Source organism: Synechococcus sp. A10-1-5-1, from assembly GCF_023115425.1.
GTDB lineage: Bacteria > Cyanobacteriota > Cyanobacteriia > PCC-6307 > Cyanobiaceae > Vulcanococcus.
Window position 1 is genome coordinate 527,264 of record NZ_CP096032.1, and the last position, 25,598, is coordinate 552,861.

At 59.7% G+C, this 25,598-nt stretch carries 37 protein-coding genes, 1 tRNA gene and 4 pseudogenes; 11 read left to right on the forward strand and 31 right to left on the reverse strand.

The window, feature by feature from the left end; translation table 11 throughout:
• Window positions 1–6: 6 nt before the first annotated feature.
• Together MY494_RS02785 and MY494_RS02790 are read right to left on the reverse strand one after the other, a co-directional pair.
• Window positions 7–669: a class I SAM-dependent methyltransferase gene (locus MY494_RS02785; protein ID WP_247911228.1), complete on the reverse strand. Its 663-nt coding sequence runs from the start codon at window positions 667–669 to the stop codon at window positions 7–9.
• Window positions 653–2,842 (reverse strand): mechanosensitive ion channel family protein, encoded by a 2,190-nt coding sequence (locus MY494_RS02790; protein ID WP_247911230.1) that lies wholly within the window; start codon window positions 2,840–2,842, stop codon window positions 653–655. Before MY494_RS02790 ends, MY494_RS02785 begins: the two co-directional genes overlap by 17 nt.
• A 171-nt stretch (window positions 2,843–3,013) precedes the next feature.
• On the opposite strand from MY494_RS02790, the gene nrdJ reads away from it, so the two are divergent.
• The 3 genes from nrdJ (at window position 3,014) to MY494_RS02805 (ending at window position 6,030) form a co-directional block, all read left to right on the forward strand.
• The gene (nrdJ, locus tag MY494_RS02795) at window positions 3,014–5,362 is read left to right on the forward strand and encodes a ribonucleoside-triphosphate reductase, adenosylcobalamin-dependent (RefSeq protein WP_247911231.1); all 2,349 of its coding nucleotides are present in this window, start codon (window positions 3,014–3,016) and stop codon (window positions 5,360–5,362) included.
• 139 nt (window positions 5,363–5,501) lie between these two features.
• Window positions 5,502–5,768, forward strand: coding sequence for a hypothetical protein (locus tag MY494_RS02800; RefSeq protein ID WP_247911232.1), 267 nt, complete (start codon window positions 5,502–5,504; stop codon window positions 5,766–5,768).
• Between the two features lie 58 nt (window positions 5,769–5,826).
• Window positions 5,827–6,030 (forward strand): hypothetical protein, encoded by a 204-nt coding sequence (locus tag MY494_RS02805; RefSeq protein ID WP_247911233.1) that lies wholly within the window; start codon window positions 5,827–5,829, stop codon window positions 6,028–6,030.
• A 33-nt stretch (window positions 6,031–6,063) separates the two neighbouring features.
• Here the strand turns inward: MY494_RS02805 and MY494_RS02810 are convergent, their stop codons facing one another.
• A complete protein-coding gene (locus tag MY494_RS02810) occupies window positions 6,064–6,339 on the reverse strand; it encodes a hypothetical protein (RefSeq protein ID WP_247911234.1) in 276 nt (91 codons plus the stop codon).
• A 98-nt stretch (window positions 6,340–6,437) separates the two neighbouring features.
• On the opposite strand from MY494_RS02810, the gene MY494_RS02815 reads away from it, so the two are divergent.
• Window positions 6,438–6,635, forward strand: coding sequence for a hypothetical protein (locus MY494_RS02815; protein WP_247911235.1), 198 nt, complete (start codon window positions 6,438–6,440; stop codon window positions 6,633–6,635).
• A 3-nt stretch (window positions 6,636–6,638) separates the two neighbouring features.
• Here the strand turns inward: MY494_RS02815 and MY494_RS02820 are convergent, their stop codons facing one another.
• Window positions 6,639–6,809, reverse strand: coding sequence for a hypothetical protein (locus tag MY494_RS02820; protein WP_247911236.1), 171 nt, complete (start codon window positions 6,807–6,809; stop codon window positions 6,639–6,641).
• A gap of 127 nt (window positions 6,810–6,936) precedes the next feature.
• Between MY494_RS02820 and MY494_RS02825 the strand changes: the two genes are divergently transcribed.
• The 3 genes from MY494_RS02825 to MY494_RS02835 all read left to right on the forward strand — a co-directional run bounded on the left by MY494_RS02825 (window position 6,937) and on the right by MY494_RS02835 (window position 7,838).
• Window positions 6,937–7,021: transfer RNA gene (locus tag MY494_RS02825), tRNA-Ser, on the forward strand.
• A 235-nt stretch (window positions 7,022–7,256) separates the two neighbouring features.
• Entirely contained in the window at window positions 7,257–7,448 is a 192-nt protein-coding gene (locus tag MY494_RS02830; protein ID WP_247911237.1) for a hypothetical protein, read from the forward strand.
• Window positions 7,449–7,490: 42 nt separating this feature from the next.
• Entirely contained in the window at window positions 7,491–7,838 is a 348-nt protein-coding gene (locus MY494_RS02835; protein ID WP_247911239.1) for a hypothetical protein, read from the forward strand.
• 139 nt (window positions 7,839–7,977) lie between these two features.
• Here MY494_RS02835 and MY494_RS02840 read toward each other — a convergent pair whose 3' ends face one another.
• From MY494_RS02840 to MY494_RS02865, 6 genes and pseudogenes are all read right to left on the reverse strand, one after another.
• Window positions 7,978–8,553 (reverse strand): linear amide C-N hydrolase, encoded by a 576-nt coding sequence (locus tag MY494_RS02840; RefSeq protein WP_247911240.1) that lies wholly within the window; start codon window positions 8,551–8,553, stop codon window positions 7,978–7,980.
• Between the two features lie 47 nt (window positions 8,554–8,600).
• Complete coding sequence (locus tag MY494_RS02845; RefSeq protein WP_247911242.1) at window positions 8,601–8,996, reverse strand: hypothetical protein; 396 nt, start codon at window positions 8,994–8,996, stop codon at window positions 8,601–8,603.
• Window positions 8,993–9,241: a hypothetical protein gene (locus MY494_RS02850; protein ID WP_247911244.1), complete on the reverse strand. Its 249-nt coding sequence runs from the start codon at window positions 9,239–9,241 to the stop codon at window positions 8,993–8,995. Before MY494_RS02850 ends, MY494_RS02845 begins: the two co-directional genes overlap by 4 nt.
• A gap of 36 nt (window positions 9,242–9,277) precedes the next feature.
• Window positions 9,278–9,874 carry a DUF4335 domain-containing protein gene (locus tag MY494_RS02855; protein ID WP_247911246.1) on the reverse strand — a complete coding sequence of 199 codons (597 nt, stop codon included), beginning with the start codon at window positions 9,872–9,874 and terminating at the stop codon, window positions 9,278–9,280.
• A gap of 8 nt (window positions 9,875–9,882) precedes the next feature.
• Window positions 9,883–10,131 carry a DUF3038 domain-containing protein gene (locus MY494_RS13270; protein WP_371820661.1) on the reverse strand — a complete coding sequence of 83 codons (249 nt, stop codon included), beginning with the start codon at window positions 10,129–10,131 and terminating at the stop codon, window positions 9,883–9,885.
• Window positions 10,132–10,291: 160 nt separating this feature from the next.
• Window positions 10,292–10,552, reverse strand: a pseudogene (locus MY494_RS02865) (DUF3038 domain-containing protein); the annotation flags it as partial.
• Between the two features lie 39 nt (window positions 10,553–10,591).
• Between MY494_RS02865 and MY494_RS02870 the strand changes: the two are divergent.
• A pseudogene (locus MY494_RS02870) lies at window positions 10,592–11,115 on the forward strand (adenine phosphoribosyltransferase).
• Window positions 11,116–11,125: 10 nt separating this feature from the next.
• Here MY494_RS02870 and MY494_RS02875 read toward each other — a convergent pair.
• From MY494_RS02875 to MY494_RS02885, 3 genes are read right to left on the reverse strand one after another with little or no spacing between them, the layout of a single operon-like run.
• Window positions 11,126–11,296, reverse strand: a complete 171-nt coding sequence (locus MY494_RS02875) for a DUF2949 domain-containing protein (RefSeq protein ID WP_247911247.1) — start codon at window positions 11,294–11,296, stop codon at window positions 11,126–11,128.
• A 1-nt stretch (window position 11,297) separates the two neighbouring features.
• Window positions 11,298–11,624, reverse strand: coding sequence for a DUF3038 domain-containing protein (locus MY494_RS02880; RefSeq protein WP_247911248.1), 327 nt, complete (start codon window positions 11,622–11,624; stop codon window positions 11,298–11,300).
• Window positions 11,590–12,111: a DUF3038 domain-containing protein gene (locus tag MY494_RS02885; RefSeq protein WP_247911249.1), complete on the reverse strand. Its 522-nt coding sequence runs from the start codon at window positions 12,109–12,111 to the stop codon at window positions 11,590–11,592. The genes MY494_RS02880 and MY494_RS02885 overlap by 35 nt, the downstream gene beginning before the upstream one ends.
• Window positions 12,112–12,150: 39 nt before the next feature.
• On the opposite strand from MY494_RS02885, the pseudogene MY494_RS02890 reads away from it, so the two are divergent.
• A pseudogene (locus MY494_RS02890) lies at window positions 12,151–12,674 on the forward strand (adenine phosphoribosyltransferase).
• 10 nt (window positions 12,675–12,684) lie between these two features.
• Here the strand turns inward: MY494_RS02890 and MY494_RS02895 are convergent.
• The 5 genes and pseudogenes from MY494_RS02895 to MY494_RS02915 all read right to left on the reverse strand — a co-directional run.
• Complete coding sequence (locus MY494_RS02895) at window positions 12,685–12,897, reverse strand: DUF2949 domain-containing protein (protein ID WP_247911250.1); 213 nt, start codon at window positions 12,895–12,897, stop codon at window positions 12,685–12,687.
• Between the two features lie 13 nt (window positions 12,898–12,910).
• Window positions 12,911–14,071, reverse strand: a complete 1,161-nt coding sequence (locus MY494_RS02900; protein ID WP_247911251.1) for an FAD-dependent monooxygenase — start codon at window positions 14,069–14,071, stop codon at window positions 12,911–12,913.
• A 70-nt stretch (window positions 14,072–14,141) separates the two neighbouring features.
• Window positions 14,142–14,396, reverse strand: coding sequence for a high light inducible protein (locus MY494_RS02905; protein WP_247911253.1), 255 nt, complete (start codon window positions 14,394–14,396; stop codon window positions 14,142–14,144).
• Between the two features lie 74 nt (window positions 14,397–14,470).
• Window positions 14,471–15,118 (reverse strand): hypothetical protein, encoded by a 648-nt coding sequence (locus MY494_RS02910; RefSeq protein WP_247911255.1) that lies wholly within the window; start codon window positions 15,116–15,118, stop codon window positions 14,471–14,473.
• Window positions 15,119–15,144: 26 nt separating this feature from the next.
• A pseudogene (locus MY494_RS02915) lies at window positions 15,145–15,378 on the reverse strand (dihydrodipicolinate reductase C-terminal domain-containing protein); the annotation flags it as partial.
• On the opposite strand from MY494_RS02915, the gene MY494_RS02920 reads away from it, so the two are divergent.
• Window positions 15,320–18,460: a magnesium chelatase subunit H gene (locus tag MY494_RS02920; protein ID WP_247911256.1), complete on the forward strand. Its 3,141-nt coding sequence runs from the start codon at window positions 15,320–15,322 to the stop codon at window positions 18,458–18,460. The pseudogene MY494_RS02915 and the gene MY494_RS02920 overlap by 59 nt on opposite strands.
• Window positions 18,461–18,548: 88 nt before the next feature.
• Complete coding sequence (locus tag MY494_RS02925; protein ID WP_247911257.1) at window positions 18,549–18,821, forward strand: Nif11-like leader peptide family natural product precursor; 273 nt, start codon at window positions 18,549–18,551, stop codon at window positions 18,819–18,821.
• 7 nt (window positions 18,822–18,828) lie between these two features.
• Here the strand turns inward: MY494_RS02925 and MY494_RS02930 are convergent, their stop codons facing one another.
• The 13 genes from MY494_RS02930 to MY494_RS02980 all read right to left on the reverse strand — a co-directional run bounded on the left by MY494_RS02930 (window position 18,829) and on the right by MY494_RS02980 (window position 25,434).
• Window positions 18,829–21,447, reverse strand: a complete 2,619-nt coding sequence (locus tag MY494_RS02930) for a DUF5801 repeats-in-toxin domain-containing protein (protein WP_247911258.1) — start codon at window positions 21,445–21,447, stop codon at window positions 18,829–18,831.
• Between the two features lie 55 nt (window positions 21,448–21,502).
• Entirely contained in the window at window positions 21,503–21,607 is a 105-nt protein-coding gene (locus MY494_RS13175) for a hypothetical protein (protein WP_256463421.1), read from the reverse strand.
• A complete protein-coding gene (locus MY494_RS13180; RefSeq protein ID WP_256463422.1) occupies window positions 21,600–21,896 on the reverse strand; it encodes a DUF5801 repeats-in-toxin domain-containing protein in 297 nt (98 codons plus the stop codon). Before MY494_RS13180 ends, MY494_RS13175 begins: the two co-directional genes overlap by 8 nt.
• 136 nt (window positions 21,897–22,032) lie before the next feature.
• Complete coding sequence (locus MY494_RS13185) at window positions 22,033–22,167, reverse strand: hypothetical protein (RefSeq protein WP_256463423.1); 135 nt, start codon at window positions 22,165–22,167, stop codon at window positions 22,033–22,035.
• Window positions 22,168–22,282: 115 nt separating this feature from the next.
• Entirely contained in the window at window positions 22,283–22,573 is a 291-nt protein-coding gene (locus MY494_RS02940; protein ID WP_247911259.1) for a DUF5801 repeats-in-toxin domain-containing protein, read from the reverse strand.
• The gene (locus MY494_RS02945) at window positions 22,519–22,773 is read right to left on the reverse strand and encodes a hypothetical protein (RefSeq protein ID WP_247911260.1); all 255 of its coding nucleotides are present in this window, start codon (window positions 22,771–22,773) and stop codon (window positions 22,519–22,521) included. The genes MY494_RS02940 and MY494_RS02945 overlap by 55 nt, the downstream gene beginning before the upstream one ends.
• 85 nt (window positions 22,774–22,858) lie before the next feature.
• The gene (locus MY494_RS02950; protein WP_247911261.1) at window positions 22,859–23,086 is read right to left on the reverse strand and encodes a hypothetical protein; all 228 of its coding nucleotides are present in this window, start codon (window positions 23,084–23,086) and stop codon (window positions 22,859–22,861) included.
• A gap of 218 nt (window positions 23,087–23,304) precedes the next feature.
• The gene (locus MY494_RS02955; RefSeq protein ID WP_247911262.1) at window positions 23,305–23,679 is read right to left on the reverse strand and encodes a DUF5801 repeats-in-toxin domain-containing protein; all 375 of its coding nucleotides are present in this window, start codon (window positions 23,677–23,679) and stop codon (window positions 23,305–23,307) included.
• A gap of 196 nt (window positions 23,680–23,875) precedes the next feature.
• Complete coding sequence (locus tag MY494_RS02960) at window positions 23,876–24,097, reverse strand: DUF5801 repeats-in-toxin domain-containing protein (RefSeq protein WP_247911263.1); 222 nt, start codon at window positions 24,095–24,097, stop codon at window positions 23,876–23,878.
• Entirely contained in the window at window positions 24,072–24,278 is a 207-nt protein-coding gene (locus tag MY494_RS02965; protein WP_247911264.1) for a hypothetical protein, read from the reverse strand. Before MY494_RS02965 ends, MY494_RS02960 begins: the two co-directional genes overlap by 26 nt.
• 67 nt (window positions 24,279–24,345) lie before the next feature.
• A complete protein-coding gene (locus tag MY494_RS02970) occupies window positions 24,346–24,714 on the reverse strand; it encodes a DUF5801 repeats-in-toxin domain-containing protein (RefSeq protein ID WP_247911265.1) in 369 nt (122 codons plus the stop codon).
• Window positions 24,698–25,012 (reverse strand): hypothetical protein, encoded by a 315-nt coding sequence (locus MY494_RS02975; protein WP_247911266.1) that lies wholly within the window; start codon window positions 25,010–25,012, stop codon window positions 24,698–24,700. Before MY494_RS02975 ends, MY494_RS02970 begins: the two co-directional genes overlap by 17 nt.
• Window positions 25,013–25,206: 194 nt before the next feature.
• Entirely contained in the window at window positions 25,207–25,434 is a 228-nt protein-coding gene (locus MY494_RS02980; protein ID WP_247911267.1) for a hypothetical protein, read from the reverse strand.
• Between the last annotated feature and the right edge of the window lie 164 nt (window positions 25,435–25,598).

The following is a 25,598-nucleotide window of genomic DNA, read 5'->3' on the forward strand; positions in this document are numbered from 1 at the left end:
GTGAGCTCACGGCAGTTGCCCCCAGATTTCCAGGTAGCGGTCGTCCACCTCAGCCACCTGCAGCATCTCCAAGCCAGAAACCTGCAACTGCTGCTCCACCTCAGCAGCGGTGAAGGCGGCGTGCAGTGAGGCCACGTAATCGTGCTGAAGCACCGCCGGAGCATCGGCCAGGTAGCGCTCCCGCAACTGCTCGGCAGCTTCAGGACTGGGGGGCCGACGCAGATCCTTGACATAGACCCGCGCTCCAGGAGCAGCGGCTTGGGCGATCGCCAGCCAGAGCACCAGCGGATCGTGCAGATGGTGCAGCAGGCTGTTGCTGACCAGGCCGCTGCAACCCTTGGGCAGATCCGCCGACGGCAGGCAGACACCAACAAAGGACAGACGCTCAGCCAGGTCTTGTTCTTGCTCCAGGCGCCGCTCGGCGAGCTGCAGCATCGACGCGGCACCATCCAGTCCGATCACCTCAGCGTCTGGATAGGCCTGGGCCAGACGAAAGCTGATGTTGCCGGGACCGCAGCCCAGATCCAGCACCCGAGGCCCCAATCCGGAGGGGAACAGCAAGCCCATACGGTCCACCAAGGCCTGATCGCCTGCGCTGAAATCGGCAGCGGCATAGGCGGATGCCTGCTCTGGGGCATCCATCAATTCCGGTTCAGGGGTTCGCTGCATCAGGGGGATTGAGCATCAAGGTTTGCGTGGGGAAGGGAATCTCGATCCCTTCGGCCGCCAGGGTCTCAATAATGCGGCGGTTCAACGCATGGACGCTGTCTTCAAAGGCATCGTGATTGCCATGGCTGGAGCTGAACTCCAGGACGTGGTCGTAACTGAAGGCCGCAATGCGCTCCATGCGGCAGGCCAGGAAACGCAGCTCGGGATCCAGGTCAACCGCCGCCTTCATCAAGGCCGGGATCCGTTTCAGCTGCTCTGCGGGGGTGCCGTAGGCAATGCCCAGGGCAATCTCCGAGAACTCAGCACGCTCGACAAGTTCCTCCAAGTGCAGTAGCAGGCGCTCCCGCAGGCTCAGGTACGACTGCCAGCCGTGCAGTTCGACCATCGCAAACACCACGAGCGCTTCCGCGGAACCCTCCGGCTGCCGCTCCAAGGTCACTAGGGGCTGATGCAGATCATGACGCCCCTCGAAGTATCGACGGGTTTGGTGCAGCAGTTCTTCCAATTGAAAGGGTGAATAACTCTCATCCAGCTGCACCTTCAGATCGAGGCCCTGCATCGGTTGTTGATCGGGCCGATTACTCCGCCTGGAGTAATTGATGATCGTGGCCTCATCGGCAACGGAATTCGGGATCGTGACCCGGCTCTCCAGGGTCTGCAACTCCAGGGAGCGCAGACCAATCTTGGTGATGTAGCCGAGGTTGTCGCCGACCCGGCAGAACTCACCAACCCGCAGGGGCCGATCGGTCTGAATGGAGAGCCCTGCAAACAAATTGCCAAGCAACTTGGAGGCACCCAGACCAATCGCCAAACCAGGGACCGCCGAGAAGGCCAGCACCGTGCTCGCGGGTAAGCCCAACAGAATGAGAAGGCGATAAAAAATCACGACGGCGATCAATGCCCCGAGCGCGCGGCACAGCGGCATCAAGAAACTCGAGACCCGCTGCCGACGCCACTCGGAGCCGGAACCCCTCAACCGCGTCAACAAGCCAGATCCGCTGCGACCGATGGCTTCAAAAAAGAGAAACACCACCAAGCCAGCGGTGACATACCAAATCACATAAGTCGAATAGGTCACGATCACCAGCGGTAATCCGGTGAAATTGACCTCATCGTCAATCAGATATTCAGTGAGGCGTGTCAGCGGCAGCAGGGGAAGAATGGTGAAGAAGCGGCGCCACGCGATCCCGTCCTGGAGCCAGGGATGCGAAGCCGACTCTTTCGACATCTGATCGCGATAACTCCCCAGAAGACGTCGAATCAACCAAGCGGCCAGAACCGCATAGATGCTGATCACCAGAACCGCACAGGCCACCTGAAAAAGGGTCTGATCGAAGAGTGGAATCTCAAAGACAGACCGCCAAGTTTTCGGGAAACGGAGATACCAATCCGGCGGCACCAAGTAGCCGGGGGTGAGGATGAAGTCGTGATAGAAGAGCGGCGTTGCGAAGGGCTGAGGGATGACCGGGAACTCCCGAATCTCCTCATACATGACGTGGATTTGCTGAACCGTATCGGCTGAAAAGACGTACTGATCGTTCTCGGGATCGCCGACCAAATCCGAGGTCAAGGTGATCGCCGTCCCCGGGATTCGCCAGGCATCGACGGGCTTTGTGCGCTCATCATTCAGCGCTTTCATGCCCGCTGCATCGGGAATCGAGATCGGGTTAACGCTGTGGGTGAAGACGTAATCCAAAACGTGCTTCAGCTGAATGGCCGCCTCTTCGGCCATGTCCACCCGGACACTTTGCGGAAAAACAGAGGCATCCAGCGCCTTCACCCCCAGGCGAAACAGCAGGTCGGTGTCATCGATCTGCTCCTGTCGGTCGAGCCCTTGCGTGCGGGCTGCCAGCAGGGAGTCGTAGCGGCCCAGGCGATCGGCGCGGTCCCCCACCTCGGCCATGACCGCATAGAAGTTGAGCAACGTGGCGCGGGGGCTGTCGCCGACGACCTGGCCGAGCACCACATCCGACCAGGCACCGGCATCCCGCACCAGCTGCCCATAGAAGGGTTGCTGCTCAATCGGGATCAGGCGCGCGTTGGGCTCAAACACCAGGGCCGGCGAACGGTCACTGGCGGCTGATGCAGGAAGCAGCGCCTGCAGCCCCACCAGCAGGCCCACCAACAGGGACAACCACGAAGGCGAACGGCGAAGGCGACGACGACCACGCATCGGCCAGATCAGGACGGTGAACCTGCAATCTGACGAAAATTCCAGATTTTCCATATCCCCTGTCCCAGAAAGGCCACAGAACGGCATCGAGCGCCGCGCACCGCCACTAGTGGCAACGGCAACTTGCAGACCCCACCAGTGGCGTTAGGGTGCCGGCACGCTTAGAGATCGATGCCCGTGACCGTGTCAGTTCCTGGAGCCAGTGCTGCAAGCAGCACCAGCGCCCTGAACAGCCCCAGACCCGACTTTCCAGCGACTGCACCTGCGGCCAATCCTGTCTTTTATCGGACCTACAGCCGCAAAACCCCGAACGGTCGCGAGAGCTGGAACGAGGTTGCTGAGCGCAACCTCTCGGGCCTGCGCAAACTCGGCAATCTCAACGACCAGGAAGTGGCCTTGCTGCGCCGGATGCAGCAAGAGCAAAAGGCCCTTCCCTCGGGACGCTGGCTCTGGATCGGCGGCACCCCCTGGATCGAACAGGACGCGAACTTCTCCGGTTCCTACAACTGCACCTCCACCAACCTGGTGGATTGGGAAGCCTTCGGTCTGATGATGGACCTGGCGATGATGGGCTGCGGCACCGGCGCCATCATTGAGCCGCACCTGATCGATCGCCTCCCCGCCGTCCGCAACACCCTCAAGGTCACGGGCGTCAGTGACATCGGTGTGACCCCTGCTGGTCAGCGTCAGGAGACCACCACCCATCAGATCAACGGTCAAACCGTTCAGGTGAAGGTGGGCGACACCCGCCGCGGCTGGGTGGATAGTTACCAGCTGCTGCTGGAGCTCTGCAGCGACGAGCGCTTCGACGCCAACACCCCGATCGAAGTCAACATTGACCTCTCGGATGTCCGTCCCGTCGGCGAAACCCTGAAGGGCTTCGGTGGCATGGCCAACCCGGTCAAGCTCAAGGACCTTTATGGCCGTGTCGCGCAAATCCTGAACAAGGCCCAAGGCCGCAGGCTCACCTCCGTGGAGTGCTGCCTGCTGATCGACGAGGCCGCCGTCACGATCGTGGCGGGCAACATTCGCCGCAGCGCCGGCATGCGTCAGTTCGCCGCTGACGACACCGCGGCCTCCACCGCCAAGGACAACCTCTGGCAGCAGGACAGCGACGGCAACTGGCGCATCGATCCCGAGCGCGATGCCCTGCGCATGGCTAATCACACGCGGGTCTTCCACAGCCGTCCTGACCGCCAGACCGTTCTAGAAGCGGTAACCAAGCAGTTCCACTCCGGTGAAGGTGCGATTCAGTTCGCCCCTGAAGCCATTGCCCGCTCCAACGCAGACCTGCTCTCCACCCCTGAGCTGCGCACGGAGTTCATGGATGTCTACTGCGACCAGGGGCGGGAAGAAGCCGGTCAGTGGCTCTCCACCAACCATCCCGAGATCAGCCCCGAGGAGCTGGAGCATCGCCTCGGCCGCTATGGCCTCAACCCCTGCGGCGAGATCCTGGGCGCGGACTTCCACTGCAACCTCGCCGAGATTCACCTCAACCGAATCGACCCCGACGATCTGGTCGCCCAGGAGGAAGCCTTCACAGCCGGCGGCCTGGCTGTGGCCTGCCTGCTCAACCACCGCTTCGAAGTCGAGCGCTACCGCCAAAGCCGCGCCTGGGATCCCATCGTTGGCGTGAGCTTCACCGGCCTATTCGACTTCTTCGTCCATGCCTTTGGCACCCCCTGGCTGACCTGGTGGGAAGCCGGTCGTCCCGACAGCGAAGAAGGTCGTGCCTTCAAAGCCAGGGAGGCGGACTATCTCAGCCGTTGGAAGGAGATCGTCAACAAGGCCGTCTGGGACTACTGCGATCGCCAAGGTCTGCGCCGGCCCAACCGCTGCACCACCGTTCAGCCTGCCGGCACCAAGAGCCTGCTGACCGGTGCCTCCCCCGGCTGGCACCCCCCCAAGGCCCAGCGCTTCATCCGCCGGATCACCTTCCGCAAGAACGATCCGGTCGCCCTGGCCTGCATGGACTACGGCTACTCAATCGTGCCGTCCCAGTCCGACAAGGACGAAGAGGGTCGTCTGCTGGATGACGCCTTTGATCCCCGCTGCACCGAGTGGCTGGTGGAAATTCCGACCGAGGTGAGCTGGGCGAACCTCCCCGGCGCGGACGCCGTTGAGATCAACAACTTCTCGGCGATGGCCCAGTTCGACTTCTACATGCAGGTGCAGCAGCACTACACGGCCCACAACACCTCGGCAACGGTGGAGTTCCGCGAGCACGAGATCGAACCGCTCACCGACGCAATCCACGCTGCGATCGACAACGGCCAGGGCTACATCTCAGCGGCTCTGCTGGCTCGCTTTGACGCCAACGCCACCTTCCCTCGCCTGCCGTTTGAGCCGATCAACCAGGCCACCTACGAAGAGCTCCAGGCCGCCGTGGTCGGCCGCCGCAGCACCAACGATTTCTTCGAAGCGCTGCAGCGCTACGACGGTGGTGAACTCATGGAAGCCGGTCCGGCTGGATGCGACTCCGACAAGTGCCTGCTGCCCTTGGCCAAGCCTGAGAACTGATCTCAGAAAAAATCCTTCCATCACCGTCTTGATCAACTCGGGTGAAGACGGTGGTGACCAAAGGAATCAACGGGAGGTTGCCATCACGCTGCAACCTCTTTTTTTTGTGAGAAAGTCCTCAGACCTTGCGGATTCAGACGTGGGCTTGCTCTGGGAGAACCTCGCTCAGCAACTCGAGAGTGTTCGAGCTCAGAGCGCCCAGCCTGAATCCGTAGCGCTCAGCGCCTCCCGTGAAGCGCGACTCCTCAAAGCGCTCAAAGCGGTTGAGAACTCCGGCAATAGCGTGATGATTGCGTCCCTCAAGGCCGCACTCGAAGGGAGGGAAGCCACGCTGGAGCTTCCGCCTGTGAATAGCGGACCCGCAGCCTTCCTCAAGGCCCTTGAGAGCAAGCCATCGGGCCGCTGAGATCAGAGCATCTCAATCCATTCGCCTGGACCGTCAGGGGCAAACCCTTCTTCTTCAGATGCAAGACGAGAACAATCCAACGATTGATCTATCGATTGACATCAATGCCGCAAGGCTTCTGCACAAGTCCGTGAGCTTCCATTTGGAGAAGTGGGCCGGTGCTCCTGACCCGAGGGAGCAGGAGCAACTCGTCAAGCTCAAAAACCTCTTCTCAGCAATGTTGCTGGAGTTCACCTACGAGGGTCCAGACGGAAATCGATAACGAACCAGTCAGGAGCGCGCCCCAGCGAACCGCTTACGAAGCTCCTGACTTTTGACCAATCGGCCTACCCCCATTGCAGAAATTGGCTGCAATGGCATCGGCGTGCTGCCTGAGCTGCGGCCTGCTTTCGATGAGGTAGCTGAGGCTGATGTCATAACAACGGCTCCAACGATCAGCCTGTCGCCCGAGCGATGCCAAGGACAGGGCGCCTGAGACCGCACAGACCGCCCCCACCCCGGCGAGGACAGGGAACAAATGGGCATTCAGCATCTCCCGAACACCTCGCTGACTCTCAACTGACGGGGACATCGAAGACCTCAGTGGCGAAACGACGCTGTCTGCTGACCCAAGCAGCCACACCGACGAGCCCAGCAGGCTTAACGTTACTTAACAGAAGCGTGCGCACGGTGGCCCAGCCCAGCTCCCTCTCACTGGAATCCAACTTTGAACTCGAGCGCATCAAGCGCTCCATCGATGCCATGGATGATCTGGAGCTGCTCAAGCACCTCGCCAAGCAGATGGCCGAGATGATGCACGCCCAGAAGCACGTCACCAAGCAGCTGATTGGTTCTCGCAAGCGCCAAAGCTTTGGTTTCGACGCCTAGCCGTCAACCCGGAGCGGTAGCGGAAAGCAGGTCCAAGGCAACGGCGACCTGCTCGAGCAGCTCGCAACAGCGCTCGTACTGATGATCAGGGCTGAGGCTGACCGGCAGGGTCTCAATCATGTCGGCCAACTCCCTGGTGCGCACGGCCAACAGGTTGGTGGAAAGAACGGCCATCGATCTCGCGACCTCTCGATCGCTGCGCTCTAAACCAACCTTGCAAATTGGTCTCACTGGTCTCTCCCCTGAGACAGCGCAAGCGTCCCGCCCCATGGAACAATGAATCCGACCCAAGGTCGTCCCTGGAGGGGTGGTCGAGTGGTTGATGGCTCCGGTCTTGAAAACCGGCGAAGTGAAAGCTTCCGTGGGTTCGAATCCCACCCCCTCCGCTTTTTCAACCCGGCCAGCAGAGCGTCCAGGGCTGACAGCCGCTAGCTCAGGGCTCAAGCGCATTAAGCATCTTGCCGAGCCCCTTACCGGTTGCAAGTGAGACAAGAGAATCTCAAGATTTCAGTTGCGCGGTCCGTCACAGTCGCCGCTCCGTCCAACTGCCAAAACGGCAATATTCGCCACACTCTTGATCGCTCAGGCTCGCTTCGATGGTGTTCCAGCGAACACTCTTCCGTGCGCTACGAACCTGGCACCAGCGAATGCCGCGTTTTGATCAACAGCAAGGACCAGATCGAAACCATGCTCTTGACCTTGAGCAAACTGGACAACACCGAGGCCGTTCGTGAGCAATTGCGCTCCGTCCACGCCCAGCTCGAGGCCCTGCACGATCAAGTGAGAGAACAGCGCAGTTCCGTTCCTGCCTGAGCGTTGCTCTAATCGAAGTAGACCTTCGCCTCGGCCGCTGCCATGGCAGCCGTTTCCTCGTCCAGCCGACTGCTGATCCTGCTGACCCTTCTGAGTGGGATCAGCGGAGTCAGCGCGGCCCAAGAGGTGACCTTGATCCCGCAGCAGCCCATCGAACAGGCCGATGCCAGTTTGCAGCGGGATGGTTGGCAGCCCGTCAAGGGACTGGCGCCAGAGCCCATGGACCGGCAGCTGGCTGGCAATCGACTCCCAAGCTTGAGTGCGTGCTCAGGCACAGGCCAGGGCTTTTGCCGCTACGACTACCAGCGGGGAGTCGAAACCCTCGCCGTCATTACCGTTCCAGGACCTCAAGCACAGGGCTTGGTCCTGCAGTGGTTCCGGGGGCGATGATGCCCCTGCGCACCAAGAGCAACCGTGTTTGAGAACGACAAGCGTCCGCCCTGGTTGAACTGGGTGTTCCTCGGGATCTTCCTGTGGAGCTCCTGGCAGCTCGCAGGCTTCTGGTTCCAGCAGCTCCACGGCGGCTAACTCAGGAGCGATCCAACAGCTCCGAGACATCGCCTGTCAGCGCAGGGGACTGAACATTGAGCCGGCGCATGGCTCCACCAGCCCTGAAATTCAAACGGCTCAGCTCCACCCAGATCGGATAGGGATTGCGGGCCAGCTGAAAGGCATAGCTGCCCTGATCGACGTTGGCGAAGTTGTCGAGCACAAACTCGGCCATCCGCAGGTTTGAGATCACGGGCTTAGCGCTGCTGGCTGAGCCGTAATCACTGCCAGAGAGATAGAGCAGGTTGACATTCAGGCCCCGTTCATTGAGGCCATCGGCGAGCACCGTCCCCACACTCATCACGCCAACGCTGCCGTGCTTCACGCGCCAGCGTTTGGCGTTCGGAACACTGGTGCTGACCAAGCCGCCAGCCTCGAGGCCGCGGGGCCGCAGCACCAGGGCAGCCTGGTCATCGAGGTAGAGGTCCATCGTGCGTCCCACCACGACCGACTGACCGTTGCTGTTGGAGAGCACACGGCTACAGGCATGGACAGCAGCAGGGCTGAGGACTCCAAGTAAAACCAGAGCCAAGGGCCAAAGCCGGCGTGTCGTCATGGGGAAGAGCGATCGAAGCGCTCTCCACAGGATGCTCAGAACGCTGCTCAGCGGCGACGTTTTGCCTGGGCCGTTTTGGGGGCTGGGGCCACCACGGCTCGCACAAAACGCACCAAGCCACCCAGCAAACAGAGCAGCGCCAACAGGGCCAGGCCACCCAAGAGCAGCACGCCAAGCAGCTGCAGGACACCCATCAACAGCTGAGAAAGGCCTCCGATCAGGTGGGCCAAGGCGGTGCTCACCAAGAGCAGGCTGTCGAGGTCAATCAGCTGCGGGAGCTGGAGCAACAACACCAGCAAACCGACGCCGCCGGCCATCATCAGGACCGCCTCAAGGATCAGCCTTGAACGCCTCTTGGGTTTGCGCTTGCGAAACACGGGGCGCTGCCGCTCAGCCGCGCCCGCTCCGCTACTCACCACCCGCAAACGCCGTTGCCGTGTCATGACTCCAGCTGGTGTCCGGCTCCGCGCATCCAGCGTTCAAATTCGACCAGGACCAAGTCGTTGGGGCAGTCCACCAGGCTCAGATCACCAACCGTGCAATCCCCCTGGCCGCCGTGGTGCAAGGAGATGTGAAAGTCAGGACCACTTAGACCACAGACTTCCGGATCGCTGCGCACGACCACATCAAGGCTGGCACCAAGACGGGCGACGCGACGACGCAATTCCGACCAGCTCAATGCGCTCATCGCAGTACTGCAAGTGTGGGGTGATTCAAAAGGACGTCAACCGCCCTTGGCCGGGGGAGCCAGCTCGGGGACAGTCTCAGACGCCGGCTTCGGCGTCGGCAGCATCGCGATCAAGGCAGCACTGACCGCAACTGCCACGACCCCGGTCAGCGGAGCGGCGATCCGTCGCAGCAACGGTTGGCGATGGCGCAGTTCCTTGCGCGCCAGGGGCAGAAGCGGTGGCGCCTCAAAGGGAAGGGCCAGCCGGGAATCCAAACGGAGCTGATCGAGGCAGCGCACCAAGTCCGAGAGTTCGGCGTCATCAAGACGCAGGGTCAAGGGCGGCGTATTCGGCTGGCTGCTGCGCAACTCCAACTGATGGCAGCCATCTCCTGGGGCAATGGCCACCGGTGCATCGGCGGCTCCGAAAGCCTTGGGAACGCCGCTGAGAAGATGCCGGGCATAGGGGATCACGGCGAAGAGCAAAGCCTGCAGGTGTTCCCGCTGGCCCTCCAGTTCGGTGTGGCCCGCCAGGCCCATCGTGAAGCCGGTCAGGATGCCGATGGTGCTCGAGGACTGTCCGGCGGAGAGATCCGGCAGGCCCTCGACGATGAGACGGCAGCTGGTTTGTTCGTAGCGAGTCGTGAGTTTCATCTCGGTGATCAAACAGCTGCATCAAGAAGGCTGGCGCGCAGGCGCTCAAAGCCGCCCTCACCAGCGCAGAGCGCCATGGACTGCACCAGTTCACGGCTCAGAGCAGGTCCCTCCAAAGGATCGAGCAAACGCTGGACTCCGCCCCGCCTGGGGTTCAGGCGCTCAAGCACCAACTCCCTCAGACGCGACCGGAAGAGATCCCAACGCTGCTCATTGAGATCAGGGGGCTCCGCCGAAGAAAGCAGGGTCCGCAGCATCGGATAGAGACGCTCAGAGAGGGCCGTCAGGATGCGGATTAAGGCATCCGTCTCCTCCGGCTTGAGCGATGCCCGGCGGGTGTTGCGGCGGAGCGGGTTGCTGCAACGGCGCTTCCAGAGCTCAACCCGGTTGGGGAAGAGGACGCTCAGAGAGGGCCGTCAGGATGCGGATTAAGGCATCCGTCTCCTCCGGCTTGAGCGATGCCCGGCGGGTGTTGCGGCGGAGCGGGTTGCTGCAACGGCGCTTCCAGAGCTCAACCCGGTTGGGGAAGAGGTCGGTGAAACCCATCTCTTCGCTCAGCCAGACCATGGCCTCCCCACCGTTGAGATCCAACGCTTCTGCGCAGAGAAGCATCAGATCCAGGCGCTCGATCCCGCGGCGGGACAAGGGGGTTTGCACGCTCGCAGGGGCTTCGGCCATGGCTGCGATACTGCCAGCACTGGCGCTGATTCGTCGACCATGGGCTCTATCAATCTGCGTCACCTGGTCCGGGAAATCCCCGACTTCCCTCAGCCCGGATCCTCTTTCGCGACATCATCCCCCTGATGCGCCAGCCCGACGCCTGGCAGGAGGTGATGCGCCAGCTTGGGGAGGTCTGTGACCGGCTGCAGCCCGATCTGATCGTCGGCATCGAATCCCGCGGCTTCATCGTTGGCACAGCCCTGGCCACTGCAAAAACCATTGGTTTCAGCCCAGTTCGCAAACCCGGCAAACTGCCCGGCCAGGTGATCGGCGTCGACTACAGCCTCGAATACGGCACCGACCGGCTCGAAATCGTGCCCGATGGCTTTGAGAACAGCCCGCGGGTGCTGATTGTGGATGACCTCCTGGCCACGGGCGGCACCGCCGCGGCTTGCGCCGAGTTGGTGCAACAAGTCGGCGGGCAACTGGTGGGCTTCTCGTTTGTGGTGGAACTGGCTGATCTCGGCGGCCAAGGCAAACTTCCGGCCGGGGTCCCCGTGGACTCCCTGATCGTCTACTGAGATCGGCGCTTTAAAGGTGCAGGTCCTGCCACTGCAGGACTTGATCAAGCTGCTCCAAGCTGATCAAACCAAAACGCCAGAGCACCACCGGCAGCGGGGCCTGCTCCAGCTGCGACTGCTTGAGCCCCAATCCCAGGGCGTTCTCGCTGAGCCCGAGGCTGCTGCGCAAAAAGCGCAGCAATTCAGGGTGGGGAGCGGGCAGGTCCCTCCAAAGGATCGAGCAAACGCTGGACTCCGCCCCGCCTGGGGTTCAGGCGCTCAAGCACCAACTCCCTCAGACGCGACCGGAAGAGATCCCAACGCTGCTCATTGAGATCAGGGGGCTCCGCCGAAGAAAGCAGGGTCCGCAGCATCGGATAGAGACGCTCAGAGAGGGCCGTCAGGATGCGGATTAAGGCATCCGTCTCCTCCGGCTTGAGCGATGCCCGGCGGGTGTTGCGGCGGAGCGGGTTGCTGCAACGGCGCTTCCAGAGCTCAACCCGGTTGGGGAAGAGGTCGGTGAAACCCATCTCTTCGCTCAGCCAGACCATGGCCTCCCCACCGTTGGCTCAGAGCAGGTCCCTCCAAAGGATCGAGCAAACGCTGGACTCCGCCCGCCCTGGGGTTCAGGCGCTCAAGCACCAACTCCCTCAGACGCGACCGGAAGAGATCCCAACGCTGCTCATTGAGATCAGGGGGCTCCGCCGAAGAAAGCAGGGTCCGCAGCATCGGATAGAGACGCTCAGAGAGGGCCGTCAGGATGCGGATTAAGGCATCCGTCTCCTCCGGCTTGAGCGATGCCCGGCGGGTGTTGCGGCGGAGCGGGTTGCTGCAACGGCGCTTCCAGAGCTCAACCCGGTTGGGGAAGAGGTCGGTGAAACCCATCTCTTCGCTCAGCCAGACCATGGCCTCCCCACCGTTGAGATCCAACGCTTCTGCGCAGAGAAGCATCAGATCCAGGCGCTCGATCCCGCGGCGGGACAAGGGGGTTTGCACGCTCGCAGGGGCTTCGGCCATGGCTGCGATACTGCCAGCACTGGCGCTGATTCGTCGACCATGGGCTCTATCAATCTGCGTCACCTGGTCCGGGAAATCCCCGACTTCCCTCAGCCCGGGATCCTCTTTCGCGACATCATCCCCCTGATGCGCCAGCCCGACGCCTGGCAGGAGGTGATGCGCCAGCTTGGGAGGTCTGTGACCGGCTGCAGCCCGATCTGATCGTCGGCATCGAATCCCGCGGCTTCATCGTTGGCACAGCCCTGGCCACTGCAAAAACCATTGGTTTCAGCCCAGTTCGCAAACCCGGCAAACTGCCCGGCCAGGTGATCGGCGTCGACTACAGCCTCGAATACGGCACCGACCGGCTCGAAATCGTGCCCGATGGCTTTGAGAACAGCCCGCGGGTGCTGATTGTGGATGACCTCCTGGCCACGGGCGGCACCGCCGCGGCTTGCGCCGAGTTGGTGCAACAAGTCGGCGGGCAACTGGTGGGCTTCTCGTTTGTGGTGGAACTGGCTGATCTCGGCGGCCAAGGCAAACTTCCGGCCGGGGTCCCCGTGGACTCCCTGATCGTCTACTGAGATCGGCGCTTTAAAGGTGCAGGTCCTGCCACTGCAGGACTTGATCAAGCTGCTCCAAGCTGATCAAACCAAAACGCCAGAGCACCACCGGCAGCGGGGCCTGCTCCAGCTGCGACTGCTTGAGCCCCAATCCCAGGGCGTTCTCGCTGAGCCCGAGGCTGCTGCGCAAAAAGCGCAGCAATTCAGGGTGGGGAGCGGGTTGCGGCGAGGTGCAGATGACCATGCCGCCATCCTGCTCAGCCCCGCCAGAGGCGGCAAGGCCCCTCGCTCATCGCCCGCAGGCTGAGCTGACGCATCCATCCCCAACGGCCCAGGGCCTGCAGGGCAAAGCGCCGCAGCACCAGGAGCGGCGCAAAACGGTTGGAAAACAGGCGCACCAGGGCATCGGTGGCCAGCAGCACCAGGGCGATATCGAGAACGCGCGAGCGGCCGTAGGCGCCAGGCAGTGCCCGAGGCCGCAGCCGCCCCGACGCGCAGCGCCGGGCCAAGCAATGCAGCTCATCGACATCACGCCAGCAGAGGTTCAGGCCCTGGCCGCCGACGGGGTGACAGCGATGGGCCACCTCACCCACGACCACGGTCGAGCGGCGGGCCAAAGGCCAGGCCCACTCCAGAGCCACGGGGAAAGCCTTGGGTTGATCCAGCAGGACCTCCGCTTGCAGCTCCTCGGGCAAGGCGCCGCTGAGGGCATCGAGAAATGCCACAGCATCGAGCTGCTCCAGCTGGCGCAAGCGCTGCAGCGGTGCACTCCACACCAACTGGAACGCGTCCGCCCCCAGGGGGAGCACCGCAAAGGGACCTTCCGGACGAAACAGCTCCCAGGCCTGATCAGGGGCTGAGCCGCGCAGTCGCACCTGCACCGTCAGACATCCCTGGCGATAGGGCCAGGCCCAGTGCCCAATCCGCGCGGCCTGACGGGTGGCCGAGCGGTGACCATCCGCTGCCACCACCAGATCCAAACCGGCGGTGACTGGCGCGGGGAGCATCCCCAGGCGATCGGTAATGGAGTCTTGGCGTTGAACCGCCGCCAGCAGGACCTGCATCAAGGCGCGGTGCTGCAGGATCCATCCCACGGGCTGATCACCCTCCCCCAGCCAGGACAGATCACTCGCCGTAAACGGGACCTGAAGGTGGGTGGCCCGGTCACAGAGCTCCAGCCGCCGAAACGGGGCCAGGGCTGGAAGCAGCTCATCCCAAAGCCCCAGCCGTTGCAGCAGATCCCGGCTGGAATGGGTCAGGGCATAGGCCCGATTCCGACCTTGAAGCGCGGCGGCTTCGAGCGGATCGCAGAGGTCCACCTGCCAGCCCGCATCCGCCAAAGCCAGGGCCGTTAGAGCCCCAGTGGGCCCGGCGCCATTCACCCGAGCGCGCAGGGTTGAACGCTTTGTGAGGGGCACAGGGGAAACGGCACAAAAAAACCGCAGCACGATTCTGTGCTGCGGCCTTGGTGAACGGGGTTGAAGGGAATCAGCCCAGACCCAGCAGACCGTGGGTGAAGGACTCACCACCCAGAGCAAGCTCGGTGGCGAGAAGGGCGATGAAGCCGAGCATGGCCATGCGGCCGTTCAGCTTTTCAGCGCGCTCGTGGAAGCCCCAGCCGCTCTCAACGTCCACCACTTCCATGCGGGGCTCGGTGGCAAAAGCGTTGAGACGGCCGCCGTCTTCTTCGGTCACGGTGGCGCCGCGAATCACTGCGGGGGCGGAGGGATTGGCTTGGGTCATCACGCGTCTCTTCGGTACGTAACAGAACTGTAACGCAATATTGCGCGATGTAACAAGGCCTCCTTGATCCGAGTTCAGCGAAGCCGCTTCAGGCAGAGCTCCTCGAAGGCCGGACGCAGGAGGAACGGATACTCGCCCACCCAGAGCTTCATCTGGGGCAGCCAGGCATCACTGAGGGCGCCAACGCGAGAGAAGTCCTTGCGCTCGCTCAGCACAAAGCAGCGAATCACTGCACCACGCCGAATTTGCTGGTGCTTTTTGTTGTACGGGAAGCGGATGCTGCCGAGGTACCCATCCTCGTCCTCCAACTCCAGGCAGAGCCAGGTGCGCCGGTTTTCGACGGTCTCCAGGCGACCTTGCTTATCCGTGGTCTCCTGACGGCCCTCCACCAATTCCTTGGTGTAGAGGTCAGCCACTTCGCCTTCGAAGATGGCGGCGGCTGGGTAGCGGCGCAGCGTCGCGTTCTTGCGACTGGCCTCCACGATCGGCCCCCAGAGCAGATAGAGAAGGAAGATCACACCGACCATCAGCAGGATCGGGGAGGCCTGGCTGTTGATCGCAACCCCCTGGCTGATCAGCAGGCTGATCACCCCGCCGATGATCGAGATAAAGGACCGCTGCAGCAGCTTCTGGGGACTGCCACTGCAGAAATTGAACTGAGGGCCAGTGGCCACCGCGGGGATCAGACGCGGCAGCTCTCCTGGGCGAAGCGGGATGAGCATGGCGACAGTGTCTGCTGCGGTGAGGATTAGAGCAAGCGCTCAAGCCCATAGACCAGGCCATCGATCTGGCGCACCTTGCGGGCGGTGAGCAACACACCGGGCATGTAGGCGGAACGATCGATCGTGTCGTGGCGCAGGGTGTAGGTCTCGCCAGCAGCCCCGAACATCACCTCTTGATGGGCCACCAGCCCGGGCAAGCGGATGGAATGCAGACGGAGGCCACTCTCCCGCTGGCCGCCCCGGCATCCGGCGAGGGTTTCCGGTGGACTGGACTTCACCAAGCCGGTCAACGCCTTCTTCTACGACCCCATCAATCCCTACCAACCGCTGGTCGATGGCGTGGTCTCCCTGACCGGTTTTGCCCTGGTGGGCGGCCCGGCCCGCCAGGACCACCCCAAAGCGATTGAGGTGCTGAAGAAACTCAACCGCCCTTACATGGTGGCCCTGCCCCTGGTCTTCCAAACCACCCAGGAGTGGGAGGAGAGCGATCTCGGTTTGCACCCTGTTCAGGTGGCCCTCCAGATCGCCATCCCCGAACTCGATGGAGCCATCGAGCCGATCGTGCTCTCCGGGCGCGACGACGCCACCGGCAAGGCGCACACCCTGCAGGACCGGGTGGATGCCATTGCTGAGCGGGCGATCCGTTGGGCCTCCCTGCGGATCAAGCCCCGCACCGAGAAGAAGCTCGCGATCACCGTCTTCAGCTTCCCTCCCGATAAGGGCAACGTCGGTACAGCGGCTTACCTCGACGTCTTTGGCTCCATCCATCGGGTGATGGAGGAGATGCGCGCCAAGGGTTACGACGTCAGCGGCCTGCCCCGCACCTCCAAGGAGCTGATGGAGGCGGTGCTGCAGGACCCCGAGGCCCTTGAGGGTGCTCCAGAGCTGGCCATTGCACACCGCATGAGCGTTGAGGAGTACGAGCGCCTGACCCCGTACTCCGAGCGCCTGGAGGAGAACTGGGGCAAGCCCCCGGGCAACCTGAACAGCGACGGCACCAACCTGCTGATCTTCGGCCGCCACTTCGGCAACGTCTTTGTTGGCGTTCAACCCCCCTTTGGCTACGAGGGTGACCCGATGCGGCTGCTGTACTCCCGCAGCGCCAGCCCCCACCACGGCTTTGCCGCCTACTACACCTACCTCGAGAAGGTCTGGGGCGCCGATGCGGTGCTGCACTTCGGCACCCACGGCTCGCTGGAGTTCATGCCTGGCAAGCAGATGGGGATGAGCGAGACCTGCTACCCCGACTCCCTGATCGGCGCACTGCCAAACCTCTACTACTACGCAGCCAACAACCCCTCAGAAGCGACCATCGCCAAGCGGCGGGGCTACGCCGAGACCATTAGCTACCTCACCCCTCCCGCTGAGAACGCTGGTCTCTACAAGGGCTTGAAGGAACTGGGCGAGATGGTGGGTTCATACCAGCAGTTGCGTGAAAGCTCCCGCGGCGTCCAGATCGTCAATGCCGTCGTCGAGACAGCCCGCCAGTGCAACCTCGACAAGGACGTCGAACTGCCCGAGGTCGATGCCTCCGAGCTGGACCTCGATGGCCGCGATGGGGTGGTTGGTGCGGTCTATCGCCAACTGATGGAGATCGAGAGCCGTCTGCTGCCCTGCGGTCTTCACACCATCGGTAAGCCCCCCACGGCTGAAGAGGCGATTGCCACGTTGGTGAACATTGCTGCCCTCGAGCGCGAGGAAGAGGGCATCCGCTCCCTGCCTGCTCTGCTGGCGGAGAGCAAAGGACGCACGATCGCCGACGTCTACCAGGGCAACGACGACGGAGTCCTCGCCGATGTCGAGCTCAACCGCGTCATCACCGAGACCTCCCGCGTCGCCATTGGTGCGATGGTCAAGGCCGTCACCGGAAGCGATGGCCGGGTGACCCTGCGACGCAACTTCGGTTGGTTCTTTGAGCTGCTGGAGCGCTTCGGTTTCAAGCTGCCAAGCCCCTGGCTGAGTGCCTGCAACGCAGCTGGCTTCCCCGACGTGGATCAAGCCGAGCTTGAAACTCTGTTCGGTTACCTGCAGTTCTGCCTCGAGCAGGTTTGCGCCGATCTGGAAATGGAGAGCCTGCTGAAGGCCCTCGATGGCGAGTACGTGCTGCCCGGACCTGGTGGGGACCCGATCCGCAACCCCAACGTGCTGCCCAGCGGCAAGAACCTCCATGCCCTGGATCCCCAGGCCATCCCGACCCGAGCAGCCGTTGCCGCTGCGAAGGTTGTAGTGGACCGCCTGATCGAGCGGCAGCGCGAGGAGCAAGGCACCTGGCCCGAAACCATCGCCTGCGTGCTCTGGGGCACCGACAACATCAAGACCTACGGCGAATCCCTGGCCCAGATCCTCTGGTTCATCGGAGCCCGTCCAGTACCCGACTCCCTGGGCCGGGTGAACAAACTCGAGTTGATTCCCCTGGAAGAACTGGGTCGTCCCCGGGTGGATGTGGTGGTGAACTGCAGCGGTGTCTTCCGCGACCTGTTCATCAACCAGATGGCCCTGATCGACCAGGGCGTGAAGATGGCCGCCGAGGCCGATGAGCCCCTGGAGATGAACTTCGTGCGCAAGCACGCCCAGGAGCAAGCTGAAAAAGAAGGCATCTCCCTGCGGGATGCGGCCACTCGTGTGTTCTCGAATGCCAGCGGCAGCTACAGCTCCAACGTCAACCTTGCGGTGGAGAACAGCACCTGGGAAGAGGAGAACGAACTGCAGGAGATGTACCTCTCCCGTAAGACCTTCGCCTTCAACGCCGATAACCCCGGCGAGATGAACCAGAAGCGTGAGGTGTTCGAGTCGGTCATGAAGACCGCTGATGTCACCTTCCAGAATCTGGATTCAGCGGAGATCTCCCTGACCGATGTGAGCCACTACTTCGATAGTGACCCCACCAAGCTGATCCAAGGGCTGCGGGACGATGGCAAGGCTCCCTCGAGCTACATCGCCGACACCACGACCGCCAATGCCCAGGTCCGCTCCTTGAGTGAGACGATCCGCCTGGATTCGCGCACCAAGCTGCTCAATCCCAAGTGGTACGAGGGCATGTTGGACTCCGGCTACGAGGGTGTGCGTGAAGTGGCCAAGCGCCTGAACTTCACCCTGGGCTGGAGCGCGACCAGCGGTTCCGTTGACAACTTCGTCTACGAAGAAGCCAACGAGACCTTCATCAACGATCCGGAGATGCGCAAGCGGTTGATGGATCTCAACCCCCACAGCTTCCGCCGCATCGTCGGCACCCTGCTGGAGGTGAACGGCCGGGGTTACTGGGAGACCTCCGACGAGAACATCGAGCAACTCCAGGAGATCTACCAGGAGATCGAAGATCGGATCGAAGGCGTTACCCAGTAGTCAAACGTCCAAGGGATCCCTCAATGGCTGGTGGCCTCCACCAGCCTTTTTTGTGAATACGTTGGATTGAAAGAATGCGGCAACGGACTTGAGCTCTGCAGGCGTCATGAGTTTGAAATTCATCCTCAAGGATGATCCGCTGCTGCAAAAAGAGGTAAAGCGGTGCGAGAACCCTGCAGCGATCTGTGAGATGGCAAGAAAGCTGGGGATCAAACTGACGCAGGCTGACTTACTGCGCATCGAGGCCCAGACCACCCTGTGCCTGACCGATGAAGAACTGGAACGGTGGTTTGAAACCCCGTATCACGAGCGCTTCTTGATCAGCCTGGAAGTCAAACAACTCGACTTGGCTGCGAGATAAACGGACATCAGCCGTACTCGCTGCCGACTGGAACAAGATCGAGGGCCTCGGGAGAATCAAGAAGCATGAGGTCGTCAAAGGTCTGATCGAGGGCGGCGATCAGATCAGCACCATCGGCATTGCCCTGATCATCAATCTGGATGTCGACAGGCGAATCGGGATCGCGATCGTTGATCTGCTCGGCGAGCACATTGAAGACCTCTTGCTCGATCACGCCGTACTGATCAGCGGAAAGGGCATTGGCATCGAGGTAGTCACTGACCGCCAGGTCCAGGCCACTGGCCAATTCCGCTTGCGAGAGATCGCCATTGCCGTCGAGGTCACCGGTGGTATGCATGCTCTCGAGATAGCTGCTCACCAGATCCTCAACGGAGCTCACAGCAGACGAGTCGACGACGATGGGCTCCAACGAAGCTTCGGGTTGATCAACAGAAGCAACAGCAAAGGCCACGTCTTCCGCCAGGCCTGTGCTGCCATCGTCATAGGTCACGGTCATCTGGCCATAAACCTGAACATCACCATCGGCGGCTGTATACGGAGCGCTATCGGCGTCGTACTCCAGGGCAATGGATTCAATAGCCCAGTGATCAAGGCGGTAGAACTCGCCCTCTTGCTGAATTCCGTCAATATTCAGGTCCTGCCAAACCCCGAAGGACTCCCAGGCGTGATCACTGGCATCCAAGAGGCCGTCACCATTGCTGTCAAAGTAAGCGGCAAGAGCCTGCATATCGGTCAGGACATCAGGGTCATCACCCCACATCGTGAAGACGAATTCCTTGGCTTCTGCGATTAGGCCATCGGCGTTGTAGTCGTAGACAAGAAGGCCGTCTTCTGGGGAAACCCAGGCAGCTAACGGGAGGATGCTTAAGGAGAAAGGTTGAGCATTGTATTCAAGATGCAGATACTCAACCGACGAATCACGATCAAGATCAAGAACAACAGGGCCAACAGACACATCCAGCACGTGGGATGTACCGGCGGTACCTTCGAGGACAACCGTTAATGTCTCTACAGCAGTGTCACTATCAGAATCGATAGGAGCAATGTTGACTGCAAAGGTGAGACCATCGGCATTCTGCTCATAAGTATTGAATGCAGCATCAGTCAGATTAAGTCCCCCTTTGTCACCGATGTATTGGATATCAACTTCTCGGTACAGGAGGGTGTAATCAGTGACTGTATGACCTGCGCCTGTCGTAACCGTGGGAGATGGGTCACCCGGATTCGGGTTGACTGCAACAAGACCGCTATCGTCAATGGTGATCGTGGCACCCTCAAGGACACCAGAAACGATCCAGAACCCTACAGATCCATCGGAATAGAATACCTCTACTGCGAGGGTGGCAGTGAAAATGCCTCCCGTATATTTAGAGGTTTGAAACTCGAAGTCAGTGACGTATTCCGGGGTTGCGGGATCAACAAGCCCATAGTCCGAATAATAGCTGAAGACTATATACTCACCAGGATTAATGTTTTGATTGCCTCCAACAGCCCAACCATTTGAACTGTTATTGACATCGCCACTACCAGTAACGACCAAGTCCAAACCGGCGGAGTTGATGTCAAGATATTCATAAGCAGGCTGGGGACCACCAGCAGCAGGCGTCAGAGAGTCAACATCAACCAAGACCTTCTCAGTAGGCAACGAATAGACCTGGATTGAATCGGTGCTGTCAGCATCCAAATAAACAGAAGAAACCAGCGAGGAAGCTATTCCATTGTCATAGTAGACATCAAAGGAGAAATCGTAGTCGCCTCCATAGACGATGTTGGAGATAGAAAAAGCGGTTGATGTGCTACTAGTCAAAGAAACATCAATTGAAGCAGCAGACAAAAGGGAAGAGACCAAATCAGCGCCATAACTCCAGTCGAAGAATTGATACCCATCCCATAAAACAGGTGTCGCAGAGCTGTTGTATGGTGCGGTTAAGGTAACAGCACTAAGAGGACTCAGCAAAGGGCCATCATCACCAAATCGGATATTCCCTCCTAAATCCAAACTCGCACTCGCTTCCGTCGACACATCTCCTTCTGAATCAAACGTCCCTGACGCTGTCGCCCTCAGTTCAATCAGATCATTCCCTAATAACGCCAAGTCCTCTATATACGCTCCGTCATACGTATCCGTCTGCAAATGGTCGATCGCCTTCGACTGCGTCAGCGTCAACACTCCGCTGCTGCTATTCACAACAATCGTGAATGCCGTGTTCCCAGCATTCACTCCGACCTCCGTCAATGACGTCGATCCCGTGATCACTCCGCCTGACTCATACAGACGGATCGACACTCCTCCACTCGTCAATCCAGATGGCGTTCCTTCCGTGTACGCACTATCCAGAATTAACTCATACGTCACAACGCTACCTGTTCCCGCTCCGTCCGCTCCGTAGTCACTCAGATTTCCGCTCGCAAACGCTCCTGAAAAATCCACACTCGCAACCACTGGGCTCCCATTCGTATCCCCTGCTCCCTCCACTCCAACAAAGTTTCCGCCGCTTAAACCTCCATCAAACGTCAGCGCAATCGGCTCCGTTCCACTCAACGTCAACGTCGGGTTACCTGGGCCATCATCACCAAATCGGATATTCCCTCCTAAATCCAAACTCGCACTCGCTTCCGTCGACACATCTCCTTCTGAATCAAACGTCCCTGACGCTCTCAGTTCAAATCAGATCATTCCCTTATAACGCCAAGTCCTCTATATACGCTCCGTCATACGTATCCGTCTGCAAATGGTCGATCGCCTTCGACTGCGTCAGCGTCAACACTCCGCTGCTGCTATTCACAACAATCGTGAATGCCGTGTTTCCCAGCATTCACTCCGACCTCCGTCAATGACGTCGATCCCGTGATCACTCCGCCTGACTCATACAGACGGATCGACACTCCTCCACTCGTCAATCCAGATGGCGTTCCTTCCGTGTACGCACTATCCAGAATTAACTCATACGTCACAACGCTACCTGTTCCCGCTCCGTCCGCTCCGTAGTCACTCAGATTTCCGCTCGCAAACGCTCCTGAAAAATCCACACTCGCAACCACTGGGCTCCCATTCGTATCCCCTGCTCCCTCCACTCCAACAAAGTTTCCGCCGCTTAAACCTCCATCAAAGTCGATCCCGTGATCACTCCGCCTGACTCATACAGACGGATCGACACTCCTCCACTCGTCAATCCAGATGGCGTTCCTTCCGTGTACGCACTATCCAGAATTAACTCATAGTCACAACGCTACCTGTTCCCGCTCCGTCCGCTCCGTAGTCACTCAGATTTCCGCTCGCAAACGCTCCTGAAAAATCCACACTCGCAACCACTGGGCTCCCATTCGTATCCCCTGCTCCCTCCACTCCAACAAAGTTTCCGCGCTTAAACCTCCATCAAACGTCAGCGCAATCGGCTCCGTTCCCTCAACGTCAACGTCGGGTTACCTGGGCCTCATCACAATCGGATATTCCTCCTAAATCAAACTCGCACTCGCTTCCGTCGAACATCTCCTTCTGAATCAAACGTCCCTGACGCTGTCGCCCTCAGTTCAATCAGATCATTCCCTAATAACGCCAAGTCCTCTATATACGCTCCGTCATACGTATCCGTCTGCAAATGGTCGATCGCCTTCGACTGCGTCAGCGTCAACACTCCGCTGCTGCTATTCACAACAATCGTGAATGCCGTGTTCCCAGCATTCACTCCGACCTCCGTCAATGACGTCGATCCCGTGAACACTCCGCCTGACTCATACAGACGGATCGACACTCCTCCATCGTCAATCCAGATGGCGTTCCTTCCGTGTACGCACTATCCAGAATTAACTCATACGTCACAACGCTACCTGTTCCCGCTCCGTCCGCTCCGTAGTCACTCAGATTTCCGCTCGCCGCCAAGTCCTCTATATACGCTCCGTCATACGTATCCGTCTGCAAATGGTCGATCGCCTTCGACTGCGTCAGCGTCAACACTCCGCTGCTGCTATCACAACAATCGTGAATGCCGTGTTCCCAGCATTCACTCCGACCTCGTCAATGACGTCGATCCCCGTGATCACTCCGCCTGACTCATACAGACGGATCGACACTCTCCACTCGTCAATCCAGATGGCGTTCCTTCCGTGTACGCACTATCCAGAATTAACTCATACGTCACAACGCTACCTGTTCCCGCTCCGTCCGCTCCGTAGTCACTCAGATTTCCGCTCGCAAACGCTCCTGAAAAATCCACACTCGCAACCACTGGGCTCCATTCGTATCCCTGCTCCCTCCACTCCAACAAAGTTTCCGCCGCTTAAACCTCCATCAAACGTCAGCGCAATCGGCTCCGTTCCACTCAACGTCAACGTCGGGTTACCTGGGCCATCATCACCAAATCGGATATTCCCTCTAAATCCAAACTCGCACTCGCTTCCGTCGACACATCTCCTTCTGAATCAAACGTCCCTGACGCTGTCGCCCTCAGTTCAATCAGATCATTCCCTAATAACGCCAAGTCCTCTATATACGCTCGTCATACGTATCCGTCTGCAAATGGTCGATCGCCTTCGACTGCGTCAGCGTCAACACTCCGCTGCTGCTATTCACAACAATCGTGAATGCCGTGTTCCCAGCATTCACTCCGACCTCCGTCAATGACGTCGATCCCGTGATCACTCCGCCTGACTCATACAGACGGATCGACACTCCTCCACTCGTCAATCCAGATGGCGTTCCTTCCGTGTACGCACTATCCAGAATTAACTCATACGTCACAACGCTACCTGTTCCCGCTCCGTCCGCTCCGTAGTCACTCAGATTTCGCTCGCAAACGCTCCTGAAAAAATCCACACTCGCAACCACTGGGCTCCCATTCGTATCCCCTGCTCCCTCCACTCCAACAAAGTTTCCGCCGCTTAAACCTCCATCAAACGTCAGCGCAATCGGCTCCGTTCACTCAACGTCAACGTCGGGTTACCTGGGCCATCATCACCAAATCGGATATTCCCTCCTAAATCCAAACTCGCACTCGCTTCCGTCGACACATCTCCTTCTGAATCAAACGTCCCTGACGCTGTCGCCCTCAGTTCAATCAGATCATTCCTAATAACGCCAAGTCCTCTATATACGCTCCGTCATACGTATCCGTCTGCAAATGGTCGATCGCCTTCGACTGCGTCAGCGTCAACACTCCGCTGCTGCTATTCACAACAATCGTGAATGCCGTGTTCCCAGCATTCACTCCGACCTCCGTCAATGACGTCGATCCCGTGATCACTCCGCCTGACTCATACAGACGGATCGACTCCTCCACTCGTCAATCCAGATGGCGTTCCTTCCGTGTACGCACTATCCAGAATTAACTCATACGTCACAACGCTACCTGTTCCCGCTCCGTCCGCTCCGTAGTCACTCAGATTTCCGCTCGCAAACGCTCCTGAAAAATCCACACTCGCAACCACTGGGCTCCCATTCGTATCCCCTGCTCCCTCCACTCCAACAAAGTTTCCGCCGCTTAACCTCCATCAAACGTCAGCGCAATCGGCTCCGTTCCACTCAACGTCAACGTCGGGTTACCTGGGCCATCATCACAAATCGGATATTCCCTCCTAAATCCAAACTCGCACTCGCTTCCGTCGACACATCTCCTTCTGAATCAAACGTCCCTGACGCTGTCGCCCTCAGTTCAATCAGATCATTCCCTAATAACGCCAAGTCCTCTATATACGCTCCGTCATACGTATCCGTCTGCAAATGGTCGATCGCCTTCGACTGCGTCAGCGTCAACACTCCGCTGCTGCTATTCACAACAATCGTGAATGCCGTGTTCCCAGCATTCACTCCGACCTCCGTCAATGACGTCGATCCCGTGATCACTCCGTCCGACCTCCCGTCAATGACGTCGACCCCCGTATCACTCGCCTGACTCATACAGACGGATCGACACTCCTCCACTCGTCAATCCAGATGGCGTTCCTTCCTGTACGCACTCTATCCAAATTAACTCATACTCCACAACGCTACCTGTTCCCGCTCCGTCCGCTCCGTAGTCACTCAGATTTCCGCTCGCAAACGCCTCTAAAAAATCCACACTCGCAACCACTGGGCTCCCATTCGTATCCCCTGCTCCCTCCACTCCAACAAAGTTTCCCCGCTTAAAACCTCCATCAAACGTCAGCGCAATCGGCTCCGTTCCACTCAACGTCAACGTCGGGTTTACCTGGGCCATCATCACCAAATCGGATATTCCACTCCTAATCAAACTCGCACTCGCTTCCGTCGACACATCTCCTTCTGAATCAAACGTCCCTGACGCTGTCGCCCTCAGTTCAATCAGATCATTCCTAATAACGCCAAGTCCTCTATATACGCTCCGTCATACGTATCCGTCTGCAAGGTCGATCGCCTTCGACTGCGTCAGCGTCAACACTCCCTGCTGCTATTCACAACAATCGTGAATGCCGTGTTCCCAGCATTCACTCCGACCTCCGTCAATGACGTCGATCCCGTGATCACTCCGCCTGACTCATACAGACGGATCGACACTCCTCCACTCGTCAATCCATGCGTTCCTTCCGTGTACGCACTATCCAGAATTAACTCATACGTCACAACGCCTACCTGTTCCCGCTCCGTCCGCTCCGTAGTCACTCAATTTTTCCGCTCGCAAACGCTCCTGAAAAATCCACACTCGCAACCACTGGATTCCGCTCGCAAACGCTCCTGAAAAAATCCACACTCGCGAACCACTGGGCTCCCATTCGTATCCCTGCTCCCTCCCACTCCAACAAGTTTCCGCCGCTTAAACCTCCATC

Coding starts and splice junctions, on each gene's coding strand:
- MY494_RS02905 (WP_247911253.1), bottom strand. CDS start 14,396: ATGACCCAAGCCAATCCCTCCGCCCCCGCAGTGATTCGCGGCGCCACC.
- MY494_RS02785 (WP_247911228.1), bottom strand. CDS start 669: ATGCAGCGAACCCCTGAACCGGAATTGATGGATGCCCCAGAGCAGGCA.
- MY494_RS13270 (WP_371820661.1), bottom strand. CDS start 10,131: ATGCTGCGGACCCTGCTTTCTTCGGCGGAGCCCCCTGATCTCAATGAG.
- MY494_RS02880 (WP_247911248.1), bottom strand. CDS start 11,624: ATGGGTTTCACCGACCTCTTCCCCAACCGGGTTGAGCTCTGGAAGCGC.
- MY494_RS02835 (WP_247911239.1), top strand. CDS start 7,491: ATGGCAGCCGTTTCCTCGTCCAGCCGACTGCTGATCCTGCTGACCCTT.
- nrdJ (WP_247911231.1), top strand. CDS start 3,014: ATGCCCGTGACCGTGTCAGTTCCTGGAGCCAGTGCTGCAAGCAGCACC.
- MY494_RS02850 (WP_247911244.1), bottom strand. CDS start 9,241: ATGAGCGCATTGAGCTGGTCGGAATTGCGTCGTCGCGTCGCCCGTCTT.
- MY494_RS02805 (WP_247911233.1), top strand. CDS start 5,827: ATGCAAGACGAGAACAATCCAACGATTGATCTATCGATTGACATCAAT.
- MY494_RS02910 (WP_247911255.1), bottom strand. CDS start 15,118: ATGCTCATCCCGCTTCGCCCAGGAGAGCTGCCGCGTCTGATCCCCGCG.
- MY494_RS02895 (WP_247911250.1), bottom strand. CDS start 12,897: ATGGTCATCTGCACCTCGCCGCAACCCGCTCCCCACCCTGAATTGCTG.
- MY494_RS02920 (WP_247911256.1), top strand. CDS start 15,320: ATGGAATGCAGACGGAGGCCACTCTCCCGCTGGCCGCCCCGGCATCCG.
- MY494_RS02855 (WP_247911246.1), bottom strand. CDS start 9,874: ATGAAACTCACGACTCGCTACGAACAAACCAGCTGCCGTCTCATCGTC.
- MY494_RS02820 (WP_247911236.1), bottom strand. CDS start 6,809: ATGGCCGTTCTTTCCACCAACCTGTTGGCCGTGCGCACCAGGGAGTTG.
- MY494_RS02885 (WP_247911249.1), bottom strand. CDS start 12,111: ATGGCCGAAGCCCCTGCGAGCGTGCAAACCCCCTTGTCCCGCCGCGGG.
- MY494_RS02810 (WP_247911234.1), bottom strand. CDS start 6,339: ATGTCCCCGTCAGTTGAGAGTCAGCGAGGTGTTCGGGAGATGCTGAAT.
- MY494_RS02790 (WP_247911230.1), bottom strand. CDS start 2,842: ATGCGTGGTCGTCGTCGCCTTCGCCGTTCGCCTTCGTGGTTGTCCCTG.
- MY494_RS02970 (WP_247911265.1), bottom strand. CDS start 24,714: ATGAGTCAGGCGAGTGATACGGGGGTCGACGTCATTGACGGGAGGTCG.
- MY494_RS02840 (WP_247911240.1), bottom strand. CDS start 8,553: ATGACGACACGCCGGCTTTGGCCCTTGGCTCTGGTTTTACTTGGAGTC.
- MY494_RS02845 (WP_247911242.1), bottom strand. CDS start 8,996: ATGACACGGCAACGGCGTTTGCGGGTGGTGAGTAGCGGAGCGGGCGCG.
- MY494_RS02975 (WP_247911266.1), bottom strand. CDS start 25,012: ATGGCCCAGGTAAACCCGACGTTGACGTTGAGTGGAACGGAGCCGATT.